We start from the raw sequence: 16,225 nt of genomic DNA on the forward strand, positions 1-16,225 counted from the left end.
ATCATGAGTTCTACCAATGGTTCCGGTTCCCTGCCCACCTACGACGTCGTGATCATCGGCGCGGGGCTCGGCGGTATCGGCGCGGGTGTCGCGCTGCGCCGGGCGGGGATCGAGAATTTCGTCATCATCGACAAGTGGCCGAAGGTCGGCGGGACCTGGCTGGCGAATACCTATCCCGGTGTGGCCGTGGATGTTCCGTCGCCGGTGTACAACTTCTCGTTCCAGCCACGCTCGCGCTGGTCGCGGCTGTTCGCACCCGGCGAGGAGTTGCAGCGCTACGCCGAAGAGGTGGTGGACAAGCAGGGGTTGCGTGACAAGCTGCGGCTGGGCGCGGGCGCGGTGAAGGGGGTGTTCGAGGAGGAGCACGATCGCTGGCGCATCACCCTCGACGATGGGCACGAGATCACCAGCCGGTTCACCATCGGCGCGGTCGGCGGGTTGGAGCAGCCGAACAATCCGGATATCCCCGGAATCGACAAGTACGACGGCAAGATCATGCACACCTCCCGCTGGGATCACGACTACGACGTGACCGGCAAGCGGATCGCGGTGATCGGCACCGGGGCCACGGCGTTGCAGTTGATTCCCGAATTGGCCCGTCACGCAGCGCAGCTGAGCGTGTATCAGCGCCGGGCCATCTGGATCGCTCCCAAACCGGACTTCCCGATGGGTCCGGTGTTGAACGCGGCCTTGAACTTCGCGCCGCTACAGCACACGGTGCGGGCGGTCGGCAATGTGGGCGTCAATGCCGGACTGGGTGCGGGGCTGGCGATCTCGAACTATCCGCGGGTCACGTCGGTGGGCCTGTCGGTCGCCGAAACCGCGTTGAAGGCTTACCTTTTCAGCCAGGTGCGAGACCCGGAGCTGCGGCGCAAGCTCACCCCCGACTACCGCTTCGGCTGCAAGCGGCCCTCGATCTCCAACGCGTACTTCAAGACCTTCACCCGTCCGCACGTGGATCTGGTGACCGACCCGATCGAGCACTTCACCACGACCGGCATCGTGAGCGGGGACGGGCGCGAGCGCGACTTCGACATGGTGGTGTGCGCCACCGGGTTCAAGGTGATGGAGAAGGGCTACACGCCGCCGTACCCGATCTACGGTCGCGACGGCGTGGAGTTGGGCGAGTTCTGGGACACCAACAGATTCCAGGCGTACCAAGGGGTTTCGGTGCCGAGGTTCCCGAACGCGTTCCTCATCGTCGGGCCGTACGCCTACGCGCCCGGCTCCTACATTCCGCTGATCGAATCGACGTCGGCGCATGCGGCGCGAGCGATCAAGGAGACGCTGCGGCGGCGCGCCACCCGCATCGAGATCCGGCAGGAACCGCACGACCGCTACTTCGCGCGGATGGACGAGCGGGCCAAGAAGACCCACCTGTTCAGCCAGGGCTGCGTCTCGTCCAACACCTACTACATCAACTATCAGGGTGACGGCGCGGCCTTCCGGCCGTCGACCCAGCTGGAAATGTATTGGGAGAACCGGCATTTCCCGCTGGACGACTACCGCTACACCACCACCTCGGTGCGTGCCCTTCAGGACGCGACGTCCTGAGCCGACCCGAAGCCGGGGACCCATTTCTCGACCAGGTCGAGGAACGGGCCCTCGGCGTCGAGCTGCGCGCAGATGCCGACGACACCGCCGAGCACGCGACCGAACATGGCGTATTCGGGTTGATCCACGGGCGCTCGCAGCGCGCGGGCATTGGTCAGTGAGATGTTCTCCGGCTCGAGTGAGCGCGCTACCTCCTCCTGAAGGAACGCGCGGGAGAAATGGAAGTTCGCACCGCCGTCGATGCGGGCCACGATGGGTTCGATGCGGCGGCGGATGGGAGCCAGGTCGAGGGGTGCGCCCGGCTTCACGAAACCCTCCGCACGCAGCACCGACTCCAGACCCTCGTAGTCCGCCGTGAGCGCGCAGCGCGCCAACTTCCCTGCCGCAGCCGGAATTCCGTGCGGTGTCTCGGCGCAGGCCCCGAAGTCGATGACGCCCAGCCGATTGTCGGGGCGGATCTGGAAATTGCCCGGATGCGGGTCGCTGTGCAGCCAGCCGACCCGCGACGGCGAGCAGAGCGCGAACTCGGCCAGCAGCAAGCCCGCCCGATCACGTTGCGCGCGAGTGCCTCCGGCGATGATCCGGGTCAGCGACGTGCCTTCCATCCACTCGGTGACCAGTACCTTCGGGGCGGCTGCCACCACCCGGGGCACGAAGAACTGCGGATCGTCGGCGAAGGCCTTGGCGAAGCGGCGCTGATAGGCGGCCTCGATGCGGTAGTCGAGCTCGTCCTCGGTGCGGTTCAGGAACTCCTCGATGAGCTGGCGAGCATTGGTCCCGGCCAGCAGCGTGTTGAACGCCCCCGAAACCATCTGCAGCATCTTGAGATCCGCGCGCAGCGACTCCTCCGCCTCCGGATACTGCACCTTCACCGCGACTTCTCGCCCGTCGTGCCAGGTCGCCCGATGCACCTGCCCGATGCTGGCCGCGGCCACCGGCTGATCCTCGAAGTGCCCGAACCGCTTTCGCCACCCGGTGCCCAGCTGCATGTCCAGCATTCGGTGGGTGTCGGCCACCGGCATGGGCGGGGCTTCCTGCTGCAAGCGGGTCAGCGCGTCGCGGAAGTGGTCGGCGAAGCGCGGCGGCACCCCGGCCTCGGCGACGCTGAGCGCCTGCCCGAGCTTCATGGCCCCGCCCTTGAGTTCGCCGAGCACCGCGAACACCTGATCGGCGGCGGCGTCGAGCATCTCATCGGTGACGGACCCCCGTTCCGCACCCGACAGCAGGCTCTTCCCCGTGGCGGCCACCCGCTGCACCATCAGCGTGGCCGGAATACTGGCCACCTTCGCCATCCGCGCGATGCCTTTTCTCCTGAGTCCGGCCACGTTGCCGTTCCTTCCTGCCACGGACGTGCGGAGCCACCCACGCGACTCCTCCGTCTCAGACAGTCTAGAAGAGTTGGCGGGCGAGGTCGATCACGCCCGGGTCCCGATCACCGGGCCGGCCAGGAGAACCGCGAACGTCAGCCCTGTTCGGCCAACGTCGCGAGCCGATCGATAGAGGCCCGCAACATCTCCGGCGTGGTGGCCCGAGCCCGAACCAGACGCTTCTCGTCGGTCAGCACCGTCCAGTCGTAGGTGTGCGTCACCAGGGCGCGGCCATCACCGAGATCCCGCAACTCCCACCGCCACAGATGCCCGGGCCGAGCCGCACCCGGTTCCGAAGGCTGCCAAGCAATCAGCCGCCCCTCCTCGAACTCCACCACATGGTTCTCCCGCACCGCCCCGGTGGTGAGCGTCATCAAAAACGACTCCCCCACCCCGGTAATGCGCTGCCCCGCAGCCGCATTCGCAAGATTCTGATTCCCGTCCCAAAACGGCTGCTGCGCCGGATCCGCGATCAACGCGAAGACCCGCTCAGCAGACGCGGCAATCTCCCGCTCAGCGGACACGACACGCACAGCCTCGATGCTCTCGCTCATCCCCTGATCGAACCATCCCACCCCCACGGCGGCTAGGCGGGCACCGCGATGGTGGCGGCGACGGCGCGGTGGTCGGGACCGGGTAGGTGATGGACGTCGGCGTTGGCGACGGTCAGGCCGCGGACCAGGAGGTGGTCGAGGCGGGCGATGGGGAAGGCGGCGGGCCAGGTGAAGCCGGGATCGGAGCCCGCGAGGAGCTGGGTATCGCGGTAGCCGGGGGCGAAATCGCGCCAATGACGGTCTGTGGTGGCGGTATTGAAATCGCCCGCGACCAGGATGTGGGGCGCGGGGTCGGTGGCCAGTTGCCGGGACAGGACGGTCAGGCCGTGGTCTCGGGTTGCGGTGTCGGTCGGTCGGACCGAGGGGAGGTGGACGGCATAGACGACGAGATCGCCTCGGGGGGTCGTGATGTGGGTGCGTAGGCCGCGTTGCCAGCCGATGCCTACGTCGACGGTGGTGGTGTCGGAGGTGGGGTAGCGGCTCCAGAGGGCGACGGTGCCGCGTTGTTCACGGTAGGGGTAGACGGCGTCGAGGATGCGCCCTACCGGGGCGCTGTCGGAGCCGGGCAGTTCCTGCACGGCGATGACGTCCGCGTCGAGGTCGGCGAGGGCATGGGCCGTGGCTGTGGGAGAAGCGTTGCCCGCGTAGAGGTTCTGGGATACCACTCGGAGTTGGTTGGCGAGCGGAATGGTTTCCGCGCGGGACGGCAGCCACCAGGAGGCGAACAGGTGCGCCCACACCAGTAGTGGCACCAGGGTGGCGACGGCACCGATCGGGCGGCCACGCAGCAGGGCCGCCACCGCGAGCACCGGCACCGGTAGTACCAGCCAGGGTGTGGCCGTGTCGAGGGCGACGCCGAGGCCGAGGACGTCGGGGATCCAGCGATGGCCGAGCAGCAGCAGGGTGAGTAGGCCTGCGGCACAGACGAAGACTGCCGGTTCCACCTGGATCCGGGTGTGGTCGCGGATCACTGGGCGGGGCACAGTCGCCGGGGGCCGGAATCGCCCTTCAGCTGCGCGTCGACGCACCCACCGGGTAGGCCCTGGTATGCCTGCGTGCCGAAATTGGCAGTGACCGTGAGGGTTCCGGAACCGAAGACGGTGCGCTGCACGAGGTTGTCGGGGGTGAGGCGGCGGAAGTCGGTCATCGGTTCGGTGGCCGCCGCCTCGTGCAGCGGCGCGAAGAACTGTTGCAGGCGCATCATTTCGGGCCCGTGCTCGGTGAGAGTCGCGCGGTCGAAGACGAAGTTCAAGGGCGTGTTGTTGAGGATCGAGGTCAGGGCCCGCATCGTCTGCTGTTGCGGCAGTTTGTCGTAGGACAGTTCCCAGCGGTCCAGGTTGATCAGCGAGTCGTGCAGCGCGGTCTCGTAGAGGGGAACCCGGTAGGCCGGATCGAACATCGCGGTGACCAGGTTCGCGGGCAGTGCGGCGGGTTTGAAGAAGATGCCGGGAGCGTTCGCGGGGTACCACGGGCCCCAGGCCTCGCGGTCGCGTTGCAGCTTCCAGAACCCATCAGAGACCGGGGTCTGTCCGCCGTGGTTATACGCGAGAACCGGTGCGGCCCAGGCTCCGGCGGCTTCGGAGCCGAGCACGGTGGGACGGTCGGCGAGCCAGGCCATGCGGTCGAGGCGGTTGTCGCGATCCTGGCGCTGGGTCATGGGGTGCGCGGGGGTGCGGTCGTCGAAGAACTCACCGGCGGCGTCCACGTCCAGGAAGTAGGTGTTCGCGCCATTGGCGGTGAGGGCCGCATAGCGGTCGCGGTAGAGCTCCGGATGTTGTTTCAGTGCTTGCGAACTCACGTAGCAGCCGCGACCGTGGAAGCCGGTTTCCGGGGCGCCCGCCGCGTCGTGGACGCAGCCGTCCGGCCAGATCGTGCCCGGCCAGCGGGAGGAAGGATTGTCGGCGGTGGCGGGATCCTGGGCGTTGTCGTACGAATCGTAGGGTCCGGCAAGGTATCCGGCGGCCTTGGCGGCGGCGATGGCGGCCGCGGACATGGGTTCGCCGTCGGCGTCGTAGCCCAGCCACATGCGGGTGGGTCCCAGGTCGCGCAGTTGCTTCATCGCCTCGGGACTGCGGCCGTCGCCCCACAGGTAGGCGTGGAACGCGCCGAGCAGTCGGCCGATCTCCGGGTTGGCGGCGATCTTGTCGCGCAGGGACCGGAAGCGGCCCTGATGTACGAGCCAGTCGCGGTAGTCCTGCGCTCCGGCGACCGGTGAATCGCCGGTGAGCGCGAATTCCACGGTGTAGTCGCGGGATCCGGCCCCCTCGGCGAAATCGTGTGCGGCAGTGGCGGTCAGCGCGCCGTGCGCGGAATCGACGGTGAGGCTGCTGCCGATATCGGTGGGCACGATGTAGTTCGCGGTCCGCCCCGCCAGCTGGTAGCTCCAGAACGGCATCGTCAAAGCCGAGGTGAGCGAGAGGGGTTCGCCGGTCAGGCCGGTGTCCGGTCCGTTCCAGAACGGGTCGCGCACGGGCAGCGACAGGCCCTCGCCGCGTGGGATCTGCAAGGCCGCCGCGGTGGTGTCGTGGCCGGTGAGCGGCCAATGCAGGGTGCCGTCGCGGTCACTGCGCAGGGTGACGCGCAGCCTGCCGTCGGCGGCGGTCGCCGAGGCGGTCAGTCCCTTGTCCGGGTAGGTCCAGGTGGCGGCGGATCCGGTCAGTCGCACGGGTCCGGTCGCACCGAGTCCGTCCCCGGCCGGGGAGGACAGGTCGAAATGGCTGCCCCCGGCGTCGGCGGTCACCGCCAGGGAGGTGGTGTCGATGCGGGCCGTGCCACCTGTGATGGGAACGGACACCTGGTTGCCGTCGATTCGCGGAGTCGCGGGTTCAGTCGAGGTTCCGCACGCCGTGAGCCCGGCCGCGGTCACCGCGGCAATGGTGAGCACCGCCGGGACGCGATGCGATTTCCGAAGTCTCATATCGCCCAGGTTCACCGGGACCGATGAGAGTCGGATGAGAAAACCCAGGTGAGCTCGTCCGTATGATCCGTGGAGTGCGAGTACTGGTGGTCGACGACGAGGTGGCGGTGCGGGACGCGCTGGTGCGCGCCCTCGACAGTGAAGGTTACGAGGCGCTCGCCGCGGGCGACGGCGCGACCGCGCTCACCGAGGTTGCTCGCTGGCAGCCGGACGCCGTGGTGCTGGATGTGCTGATGCCGTTCATGGACGGTCTGACCGCCTGCCGCACGCTGCGCGGGCGCGGCGACCGCACCCCGATCCTCATGCTCACCGCCCGCGACGCGGTGGCCGACCGGATCGAGGGCCTCGACGCGGGCGCGGACGACTACCTGGTCAAGCCCTTCGATCTCGACGAGCTGCTGGCCCGGGTGCGGGCGCTGCTGCGGCGCACCAATCCCGAAGACGGCGTGGTGCTCTCGGCGGCGGATCTGGTGCTGGACACCGCCGCGCACACCGTGCGCCGGGGCGGGCGCGAGATCGAGCTCAGCCGAACCGAATTCGCGCTGCTGGAGGTGCTGCTGCGCAATGCCGGGCAGGCATTGCCGCGCGAGACGCTGATCGACCGGGTGTGGGGGCACAACTCGTCGAACGCGCTCGAGGTGTACATCCGGTACCTGCGCCGCAAGGTCGAGGTGGATGGCGAGCCGGTGCTCATTCACACCGTGCGCGGGGTCGGGTATCGGCTGGGTCCGACGTGAACCGCACGGCAGCAATCGATTCGGGGCGAGCGGCGCGCAGACCGTTCGGGTTGCGACAGCGGATCGCGGTGTTCTTCGTGCTGGCCATGGCGGTGGCGCTGGCGGGGATGGCGGCCGCGGCGTACGTGGTGGCGGGGCACGAATTCAACAGTGCGCTGAAGCTGTCGTTGCGCAGCCAGGCCACCCGCATCGTGCGGCAGTATCCGGCGGATCCGGCGGTCGCGACCAGCTCGGGGGCATGTGAGTATCTGGCCGCACCGAGCTGTGTGCAGGTGGTGCACGCCGACGGCACCCTGGAATCCGATGTGCCGCTGCCGGTCGAGGACGGAACCCACTACGTGGCAAGCGGATCCGAGGACGCCTTCTTCAGTGAGTTCACCATGCACGGCAATCGGATGCTGATGTACACCGCGCAGTTGCGCCCCGGCAGTGCGGTACAGGTGGCGCAGCGTGCCGATACCGTCGACACCGGCCAGCGGCGCGTCGGGATCGCGCTGCTGCTCGCAGCGGGATTCGGGCTGGTATTGGCCGCCGGAATCGGGGTGGTGCTGGCGCGGCGGGCCCTCACACCGGTGGCCACGCTGACGACGGCGGCCGAGCGGGTGGCCCGCACCCGCGATCCCGCGCAGCACATCGCCGTCACCGGCTCCGACGAACTGGCCCGGCTGGCAACCACCTTCAACACCATGCTCGACGAGCTCGACGCCGCGCTGCGGGCCGAACGCGATTCCCGGGCCGCCCAGCAGCGCCTGATCGCCGACGCCTCGCATGAACTGCGCACGCCGCTGACCGCGTTGGGCACCGACATCGGCCTGCTGCAACGGGCCTCGCGCCTGTCCCCCGCGCAGCTCGAGGAGACCGCGGCGGCACTGCGCACCCAGTCCGAGGAATTGTCGGGACTGGTCACCGATCTCATCGACCTGGCCCGCGCCGACGACCCCGACGCGGCACAGGATCCGCTCGAGGATCTGCGCCTGGACACCCTGGTCGCCGATCGTCTGGAGGTGGCTCGAAGGCATTGGCCCGCAATTGCATTCGATGCGGAATTGCAGCCGGTGACCATTGCGGGCGCGCCGCCACGGCTGGCCCGCGCGATCACCAACCTGCTCGACAATGCCGCGAAGTTCTCGCCGCCGGGTGGCACGGTCCGGGTCAGCGTGCGCGATCGGGAGCTCATCGTCCAGGACGCGGGCCCCGGCATCGACCCCGCCGATCTGCCGCACGTCTTCGACCGCTTCTACCGTTCCGCCACTGCCCGTTCCACTTCCGGGCACGGCCTGGGCCTGGCGATCGTGGCGCAGGTAGCTGGATTGCACGCGGCCACCGTGCGCGCCGAGTCGGAGCCGGGGCACGGCGCGCGCTTCGTTCTCGCCTTCCCGGACTGATGTCCATCTCGCCGGATGCGCGTTAGCCTGGATCAGATCCGGATATCGAGCGGACAAGGGTGGTCGCGATGACTCGGTGCGATGTGGTGATCCGCGGGGGCACGGTATTCGACGGCACCGGGAAACCGGGGCGGCGGGCCGATATCGGGGTCACCGGCGGCAAGGTCAGCGTGGTCAGCGTGACGGCATTGCCCGACGGGGTGCGCACCATCGATGCCGCGGGCAAGTGGGTGCTGCCCGGAATGCTGGACGTGCACACCCATTACGACGCCGAGGTGCTGGGCAGTCCCGGGCTGGGCGAATCGGTGCGGCACGGCGTCACCTCGATCGTGCTGGGCAACTGCTCGCTGTCGACCGTGTACTCCGGCGCCGAGGACTGCGCGGATCTGTTCTCCCGGGTCGAGGCGCTGCCGTGGGACGCGGTGCATTCCGCGGTCAAGGAGCATCAGGACTGGGATTCGCCGAAATCGTATGTGGCGGCCATCGCGGCCCGGCCGCTGGGCGCGAATGTCGCTGCCTTCCTTGGGCATTCGGATATGCGAGTGAAGGTGATGGGGCTGGCGCGCGCGGTGGACGCGCAGGCGCGGCCCACCGATGTCGAACTGCATCTCATGCGCGGCATGCTCAGCGATGCCCTCGACGCCGGATTCGTGGGCCTGTCGACGATTCGCAGTTCGTTCTCGAAGCTGGAGGGGTCGCGCTTCCCGACCCGGCAGCTGCCCTCGACCTACGCCACCTGGCGGGAGTACCGGGCGCTCAACGAGATTCTGCGGGCGCGCGGCCGCGTGCATCAGAGCACGCCGAACCTGACGGCGCGCACCGAGATCGGCCGCTACTTCGCGCAGAGCGCGGGCCGGTTGCGGCGGCCGTTGAAGACCACGCTCATCGCGGGCATGGACGTGAAGGCGGATCGCACCGTCGCGCGGGCCGCCACCACCGCCGCGCGGATCGCGAATGCCGTTGGGGGCGCGGCGTTCCGGTGGCAGCATCTGCCGGTGCCGTTCGAGGTGTACGCGGACGGCGTGGACCTGGTGGTGTTCGAGGAGTTCGGGTCCGGGGTGGCGGCGCTCAATATCCGCGATGTCATGAAGCGCGGGGAGCTGCTGGCCGACGAGGACTATCGACGGCGCTTCCGCAAGGATCTGGCCAAGAAGTACGGGCCGCGGGTGTGGCATCGCGATCTGTACGACGCGGTGATCGTGTCGTGCCCGGATGCCACGGTGGTCGGCAAGTCGTTCGGCGCGGTGGGTGACGAGCGCGCTATTCATCCGGCCGACGCACTGCTGGATCTGGCGGTCGAGCACGGGGCGAAACTGCGCTGGCGCACGGTGATCGCGAATGATCGCGCCGAGGTCCTCGATCAGTTGCAGGTCTCCCCCGTCGTCCAGGTGGGATTCGCGGATTCCGGTGCGCACCTTCGCAATATGGCCTTCTACAACTTCGGTGTGCGAATGCTCGAGCGGGTGCATCAGCGCGGGTTCATGCCGCTCGAGACCGCGGTGCACCGGCTCACCGGTGAGCTCGCCGACTGGTACGGACTGGACGCGGGGCGGCTGACCGAAGGGGCGCGGGCCGATATCACCGTCATCGATCCGGCCGGGTTCGACGGTTCCAGCAGTGCCTATGCCGAAGCACCCTTCCCGGGCATCGCCGGGCTGCACCGAATGGTCAATCGCAACGACCGCGCGGTGGCGGCGACGCTGGTCGGCGGGCACCCGGTATACGAATATGGCGAATTCGCCGAAGGTTTCGGTACGACGCTGCACGCGGGCACCTTCCTGGCCGCGACCGGGCGGTGAGGGCCTCACCTTCGACGTCTTCGCACGTCTGAGTCGATTCGTCACGTAACAGCCGGAGCGCCCTGGCGATTCATCCACATCCGGTCTGGACGACGACCAGCAATCGAGGTCTTCTCACCATGAGTTCCACCGCCATCCTGCTAGTTCCCATTCTGGTGGCGCCCGCGTTCGGAGTCGGCATCTGGCTCGGCGTTCGTTCGGTTACCGACGAGTCATCGGTGCGACACCGGCATCTGCGCTGCACTCCGGTGTCGCGGCTGTGGCCGGATGCATCCTCGATTCGGCGGCCGGGCACCTGGCACCCGCCACGCGACGGCGGCTAACGTCTGCGCTATGAGCAATTCGACTCGCACCGTGGTGGTCACCGGGGCGTCCTCGGGCATCGGCAAGGCGACCGCCGCGGCCTTCGCGGCGCAGGGGCACAAGGTCATCGGCACCAGCCGCAATCCGGACAAGGTGGCCGCGGCCGACCGGGTGCCGGGGGTCGAATACCGGGCGCTCGATCTCACCGACAACGCCTCCATCGAGCGGTTCGTGACCGAGCTCGGGGCAGTCGACGTGCTGATCAACAATGCCGGGGAGAGTCAGGCCGGGCCGCTGGCGGAGCTGCCCGGCCCGGCCATCGAAAGGCTGTTCCACCTCAATGTCTTCGGACCGGTGGCGCTGACCCAGGCCGTGCTGCCCGGTATGCGGGAGCGCGGCTACGGCCGGGTCGTCATGGTCGGCTCGATGCTGGGCAGCTTCCCCATGCCCTACCGGTCCTCCTACGCGGCGACCAAGGCCGCGCTGCGGACCTTCGCCACCGCCGCCCGGTTCGAGGAATCGCCGTTCGGGGTGTGGATCACCAGTATCGAGCCGGGCCAGATCGATACCGGGCTGAGCGAGCGCCGCACCAAGTACATCGACGAGGGCTCACCGCACACCACGGATTTCGGCAAGCTGATGGCCGTGCTCGACGCCAAGATGGGGCAGGGCATCACTCCGGAGAAGGTCGCGAAAACGATTGTGGCAGCGGTTGATTCGGATCGACCGCGGCCGCTGTACGCGGTCGGCAGCAATGCGCCGCTGATGTTCGCGGTGCGGCGCATCCTGCCGCGCACGGTCATGGAGCGGCTGATCGCGAGCGCGCACGGGCTGAAGCGCTAGGCGGCACGCGCCGGGCGGAGTTCGCCGGTGGCGAGGGCGAGAATCAGCAGGATCGCCATCGCCAGGGCGGCGAAGACCAGTGCGTGCAGGTGGGTGGCGCAAGCCAGCAGTATCGCCAGCGCCAGCAGTGCGATCGGCCGTGACCACGGAATGCGGCCGTAGCGAGCGACATTGAAGGCGAGGTTGCCGAGCAGGTAGATGGCGGGGCCGCCCACCACCGTCCACGCCACCGCCGCGCTCGTCGACGAATCCGGGTGCGCCACCACCAGTTCGATCCCGACCGCCACCACGATCGCGCCGCCCACCATCACGGCGTGCGCGTAAGCGTATGCGCCGCGCGCCAATTCGGTGGCGGCCGAACGGTCGGCGTCGTGATGCTCGGCATTGCCGGTGCGGTAGCTGAAATACAGCCACCACAGCAGCACGATGGTGGCGAAACCCACGACGGCGGCGGCGATCACCGCCGCGGTCCAGTCGACGCCGCCCAGCGTCGTGCCGAGGATGATGACCGACTCGCCGAGCGCGATGATGAAGACGAGCCGATTGCGTTCGGCGAGATGGCCTTCCGCCAGCGGCCAGGTCGCATTGGCGGAGGTGCCGACCCCGGGAATCCAGAATCCGACGCGGGGCGCGATGTAGTCGAGCAGTACCGCCACCGCCCAGATCACCAGCCGCGCGCTGCCGGGCACGAAAACGCCTGCCACCCACACCAGTCCGGCCAGCACGCTCCATGCCAGCAGCATGGCGTAGTTGCGGCGCATCGCCGGATCCCGGCGGAACGCCCACACCATGAACGCGCTGCGACCCCATTGCAGGAACAGGTAGGCCCCGACGAAGACTCCGGCGCGGTCGTCGAAGGCGTGCGGGATGGCCACCGCCATGCACAGACCGGCCAGCATGAGCAGGATCAGCAGTCCGCGGACCGCCGGATGTTCGGGATCGAGCCAATTCATCGCCCACGCCGTGTAATTCCAGCCCCACCAGACGGCCGCGAACAGCACCGCGGCACGGGCGAAGCTGGTCCAACTCACGTGTTCGAGCAGGAAGTGCGAGAGCTGGATGATGGTGAACACGTAGACCAGGTCGAAGAACAATTCGATCGACCCGACCGAGGTGGGTTCCCCGCTGCCCCGCAGCACGCCCCCGGAACATTCCGATTCGGACATAGCCGGACGATAACAGCGGGCCGGGTCGTCGAATCGGATTGGCGGCCGCGCGCCGGGTCAGGTGTCGAGGGAGCGGCGGGAATCGAGGCGGGCCCGGTCGGCGGCCGCGCGGCCCGCATCCCAGCCCTCGGCGCTGCGGATCACGATGCCGCGACTGCGCGCGGTCGGGAACAGGGTGTCGAACGCGGTGTCGACGGCCAGCTGACGGGAGGCCAGCACCGGCAGCAAGCGTTGCGGCTCAGCCGATTCCGCGATGGTGGCGGCGGTCGCGGCGGCCAGGCGCTCACCGATGCGGGTGGCGTAGGAGACCAGGAAGGCCTTGCGGTAATCGCGGCTGCGGGCCTCGTCGCCGCGGGTCGCGGGATCGCCGCTCGCGATCATGGCGCGGGTGGCCTGCACCAGCAGCGAGGTGGACAGCAGTTCGACCGCGTCGAGGTCGGTGTCGTCGCCGACGACGGTCACGAAACCCCACTCGGCGAGGAAGATGGCGCGGGCGCGGTTCGCCCCGGCGACCACATCGACCAGCAGCGCCTTGGCGTCCACATACGGGGTGTCGAGCCAGATGCGCCGGGCCCCGGGCAGATCCGGGACGGCGGTGTCGGCGTCGACCAGTACGCGGTCGAGCGCGTACTTGGTCATGAGCTCCTGGGCCTTGGCCGAGAGGGCCTCGGCCTCGTCCGGGAAGGAGGTGGATTCGGCCTTTGCAAGCAGGCCGCGCACGCGGGTCAGCACCTTCTCGTCGACGTGATGCGGGATGCGCACCTGGGCCCGGGCGGTGCCGGGCAGGGGTCTGATCAGTTCCAGGCGGGGCAGCTGGACCAGGAGTGCGAGCAGCTCGACGACCGCGGCGAGGGACTCCTCGGTGGTGAGCATGTGTTCGGCGGACCACTGGCCGAGGTAGGAGGTCGTGTCCGACCACCACACCGCGGTCGCCAGCTCGTCGAGTTGGGCGAGCCAGGTCTCATCGACGGTGTCGCGGGCGAAGGGGCGAATATGGGCCGCCATCAAGTCGATCAGCAGGCTGACCGCGAAGTTTCCCACCCGGCGTCGCGCACCCTGATGGATGTCGCCCGGCAGCCAGCCGCCCTCGTAGGCGAGCCCGAGCAGCCGGGCTCCCGCCAGCTGCGCGCCCTGCTCGACCTCGGCCCGCAGCGATTCGTCACCGGCGAGTTCGGCGACGAAGTCCGCCACCGCACGGCTGCCACCCCGGTTCGACTCCACCGCCGCGGTGAACAGGGCGGCGGCGATCTCCAGCGCGGTCGGCGGCCGATCGTGGTCGGCCCGTGCGGCCCAGAAGTCGACGCGCCCTTCCTTGGCTCGCCGCTTCGCTTCCCGATGTTTCCGATTCGGCTTACCCACGCGTGCCGCGTCCCGAATCGCTGATCCCTGCCACGGGGATCGACCCTATTTCACCGCGGGCCGGGCACTGCGCGGAGGTCTGGACGCGGGTCAGTCCAGTTTCAGGTCGCGGCCGATGATTTCGCGCATGATCTCGGAGGTGCCGCCGTAGACGCGGGTGACGCGGGCATCGGCCGCGGCGCGGGCGATCGGATATTCGCGCATGTACCCGTTGCCGCCGTGCAACTGCTGGCAGCGGTCGATGCAGCGGAACTCCATCTCCGAGGACCAGAGTTTGGCTTTCGCGGCGTCGGCCGGGGTGAGGCGGCCCGCATTGAGTTCCAGCACGCACTTGTCGACGAAGGCCTCGGTCACCGCCACCTCGGTGGCCACGTCGGCGAGGGTGAACTTGGTGTTCTGGAACGCGCCGATCGGTTTGCCGAAAGCCGCACGGCTGCGCACGTATTCGGTGGTGATGCGCAGGGCGGCGCGGGCCCGGGCCAGACACGCGACCGCGATCTGCATGCGTTCCTGAGGCAAATTCCGCATCAGATATTCGAAGCCGCGCCCCACCTCTCCGAGCACATTCTCCTTGGGTACACGGACATCGGTGAAACTCATCTCCGCCGTGTCCTGCGAATGCAGCCCCAACTTGTCGAGATTGCGACCCCGTTCGAACCCCGCCATCCCACGCTCGAGCACGAGCAACGTGATCCCCCGATGCCGTTCCGGCGAGGTGCGCACCGCCGTGATCACCAGATCGGCGTTGATCCCGTTGGTGATGAATGTCTTCGCACCGTTGACCAGGAAGTGATCCCCCATATCCACTGCGGCCGTGCGTATTCCGGCAACGTCGGACCCGGCCCCGGGTTCGGTCATCCCGATGGCGGCGATCGAGGTGCCCGCCACGAACCCGGGCAGCCACCTCCCCTGCTGCTCCGCAGTCGTCAACTGGGTCAGATACGGGGTGCAAATATCGTTGTGCAGAGCGAAATTCAGTCCGACCCCCGCACAATCAGCATCCATGAACTCCTCGATGAGGATCTGATTGAACCGAAAGTCCGCCACCCCCAACCCCCCGAACTCCTGCGGCACCGCGAACCCGATCAACCCCAACTCCCCCGCCCGCGCGAACACCTCCGCGGGCACGATCCCCGCCTCCTCCCACTCCAGATAATGCGGCACAACCTCTTTCCGCACGAACCCCCGCGCCAACTCCGCGAACGCCAGATGATCCTCGCCGAAATGCCCTCGTTCCATGTGTCCATGCTGCGGCATCCCCCAGCCCGCACCCAGAGATTCCCGGCCACACTGCGCTATGCATGCGGATCGAGTTCCCGTGTCATCCAGATCGAGTCGCCCCGTTGAGAGTCAGGGTGCGAGCCGGCGATGCCCCCGGATCACGCACTCGAGTCGTGTACTTCGTAGTGCGCCCGCAGGGCGCGTCTGGTTGTGTCAGTCGCGTTTGGCCTCGTAGCGCAGCAGGACCGTGCCGCCCGGGAAGGTGCGGTTTTCCAGCAGGCGCAGGGAGATCCAGGATGGGAGGGTCGGGAAGAACGGGGTTCCGCCGCCTACTGCGGTGGGGGTGATGACGATCCGGTATTCGTCCACCAGTCCGGCCTGCACGATCGGGGCGGCCAGGGTCGCACCGGCCACCTCTAGCCTGCCGTCGGTTTCGGATTTCAATTTCTTCACCACCTCGACCGGGTCGCCGCGTTCCAGGCGGGAGTTCCAGTCGACCGACTCCAGGGTGTGCGAGAACACCACCTTGGGCATATCGCGCCAGATTTGCGCGAAGTCGACGATCAGCGGGGTGGCGTCCGGAGCCTGGTCGGCGGTCGGCCAGTACGCGGACATCAGGTCGTAGAGCCGCCGCCCGTAGAACGACAGGGCGGTCTCCCGCTCGAAGTCGTTCCAGTACTGGTGCAGTTCTTCGCTCGGCTCAGAGAATTCGATGTTGCCCTCCGCGTCGGCGATGTACCCGTCCACCGACACATTGAGGCCATAAATGAGTTTGCCCATACAGGTCAGACTGCCCCGGAGGGCAGAACTCATCGCGGCGCGACACGAGATTTCGGCACACGCAACCGATCAGAAGCGGCCCGGAAGGAAGCCGCCGGTCTGCTGCTGCATCAGCGTCCCGACAAGACTCCCGAGCGCGCGGCCGATCTCCGTCTTGTCCCACCGCTTGGATCCGTAAATGACCTGCGCCCCATCAGAATTGGCGGGTTCTGCCCCTCCATCAAATAGACCGCGCAGCAA

The 16,225-nt window shown here is 68.2% G+C and carries 13 protein-coding genes; 5 read left to right on the forward strand and 8 right to left on the reverse strand.

The annotated features are described in order from the left end of the window. Nucleotides 1-3: 3 nt before the first annotated feature. Nucleotides 4-1,554, forward strand: coding sequence for a flavin-containing monooxygenase (locus tag OG300_RS16610; protein ID WP_405496882.1), 1,551 nt, complete (start codon nt 4-6; stop codon nt 1,552-1,554). On the opposite strand, the gene OG300_RS16615 is transcribed toward OG300_RS16610, so the two are convergent. The 4 genes from OG300_RS16615 to OG300_RS16630 form a co-directional block, all read right to left on the reverse strand. After that, the gene (locus OG300_RS16615; protein WP_405496884.1) at nt 1,536-2,879 is read right to left on the reverse strand and encodes an ABC1 kinase family protein; all 1,344 of its coding nucleotides are present in this window, start codon (nt 2,877-2,879) and stop codon (nt 1,536-1,538) included. The two genes, OG300_RS16610 and OG300_RS16615, sit on opposite strands and share 19 nt — an antisense overlap. A 137-nt stretch (nt 2,880-3,016) precedes the next feature. After that, nucleotides 3,017-3,475 carry an SRPBCC family protein gene (locus OG300_RS16620; RefSeq protein ID WP_405496886.1) on the reverse strand — a complete coding sequence of 153 codons (459 nt, stop codon included), beginning with the start codon at nt 3,473-3,475 and terminating at the stop codon, nt 3,017-3,019. Nucleotides 3,476-3,507: 32 nt separating this feature from the next. Further along, nucleotides 3,508-4,419 (reverse strand): endonuclease/exonuclease/phosphatase family protein, encoded by a 912-nt coding sequence (locus OG300_RS16625; RefSeq protein WP_405496888.1) that lies wholly within the window; start codon nt 4,417-4,419, stop codon nt 3,508-3,510. A 23-nt stretch (nt 4,420-4,442) separates the two neighbouring features. Beyond that, a complete protein-coding gene (locus tag OG300_RS16630) occupies nt 4,443-6,392 on the reverse strand; it encodes a glycoside hydrolase (RefSeq protein ID WP_405496890.1) in 1,950 nt (649 codons plus the stop codon). Nucleotides 6,393-6,466: 74 nt separating this feature from the next. Here OG300_RS16630 and OG300_RS16635 point away from each other — a divergent pair, with 74 nt between their 5' ends. The 4 genes from OG300_RS16635 (at nt 6,467) to OG300_RS16650 (ending at nt 11,459) form a co-directional block, all read left to right on the forward strand. Then, nucleotides 6,467-7,129 carry a response regulator transcription factor gene (locus tag OG300_RS16635; RefSeq protein WP_405496892.1) on the forward strand — a complete coding sequence of 221 codons (663 nt, stop codon included), beginning with the start codon at nt 6,467-6,469 and terminating at the stop codon, nt 7,127-7,129. A 50-nt stretch (nt 7,130-7,179) separates the two neighbouring features. Then, nucleotides 7,180-8,514 (forward strand): ATP-binding protein, encoded by a 1,335-nt coding sequence (locus OG300_RS16640; RefSeq protein WP_405496894.1) that lies wholly within the window; start codon nt 7,180-7,182, stop codon nt 8,512-8,514. Between the two features lie 68 nt (nt 8,515-8,582). Further along, nucleotides 8,583-10,313 carry an amidohydrolase family protein gene (locus OG300_RS16645; RefSeq protein ID WP_405496896.1) on the forward strand — a complete coding sequence of 577 codons (1,731 nt, stop codon included), beginning with the start codon at nt 8,583-8,585 and terminating at the stop codon, nt 10,311-10,313. Nucleotides 10,314-10,646: 333 nt separating this feature from the next. After that, nucleotides 10,647-11,459 (forward strand): SDR family oxidoreductase, encoded by an 813-nt coding sequence (locus OG300_RS16650; RefSeq protein ID WP_405496898.1) that lies wholly within the window; start codon nt 10,647-10,649, stop codon nt 11,457-11,459. Here OG300_RS16650 and OG300_RS16655 read toward each other — a convergent pair. The 4 genes from OG300_RS16655 to OG300_RS16670 all read right to left on the reverse strand — a co-directional run bounded on the left by OG300_RS16655 (nt 11,456) and on the right by OG300_RS16670 (nt 15,985). Further along, nucleotides 11,456-12,625, reverse strand: a complete 1,170-nt coding sequence (locus OG300_RS16655) for a low temperature requirement protein A (RefSeq protein ID WP_405496900.1) — start codon at nt 12,623-12,625, stop codon at nt 11,456-11,458. The two genes, OG300_RS16650 and OG300_RS16655, sit on opposite strands and share 4 nt — an antisense overlap. 57 nt (nt 12,626-12,682) lie before the next feature. Continuing rightward, a complete protein-coding gene (locus OG300_RS16660) occupies nt 12,683-13,984 on the reverse strand; it encodes a DUF2786 domain-containing protein (RefSeq protein WP_405496902.1) in 1,302 nt (433 codons plus the stop codon). A gap of 90 nt (nt 13,985-14,074) precedes the next feature. After that, complete coding sequence (locus tag OG300_RS16665) at nt 14,075-15,223, reverse strand: acyl-CoA dehydrogenase family protein (protein ID WP_405496904.1); 1,149 nt, start codon at nt 15,221-15,223, stop codon at nt 14,075-14,077. A gap of 195 nt (nt 15,224-15,418) precedes the next feature. Then, nucleotides 15,419-15,985, reverse strand: coding sequence for a dihydrofolate reductase family protein (locus tag OG300_RS16670; RefSeq protein WP_405496906.1), 567 nt, complete (start codon nt 15,983-15,985; stop codon nt 15,419-15,421). Nucleotides 15,986-16,225: the final 240 nt, after the last annotated feature.

The organism is Nocardia sp. NBC_00511 (genome assembly GCF_045161165.1).
In the GTDB taxonomy this organism is placed as follows: domain Bacteria; phylum Actinomycetota; class Actinomycetes; order Mycobacteriales; family Mycobacteriaceae; genus Nocardia.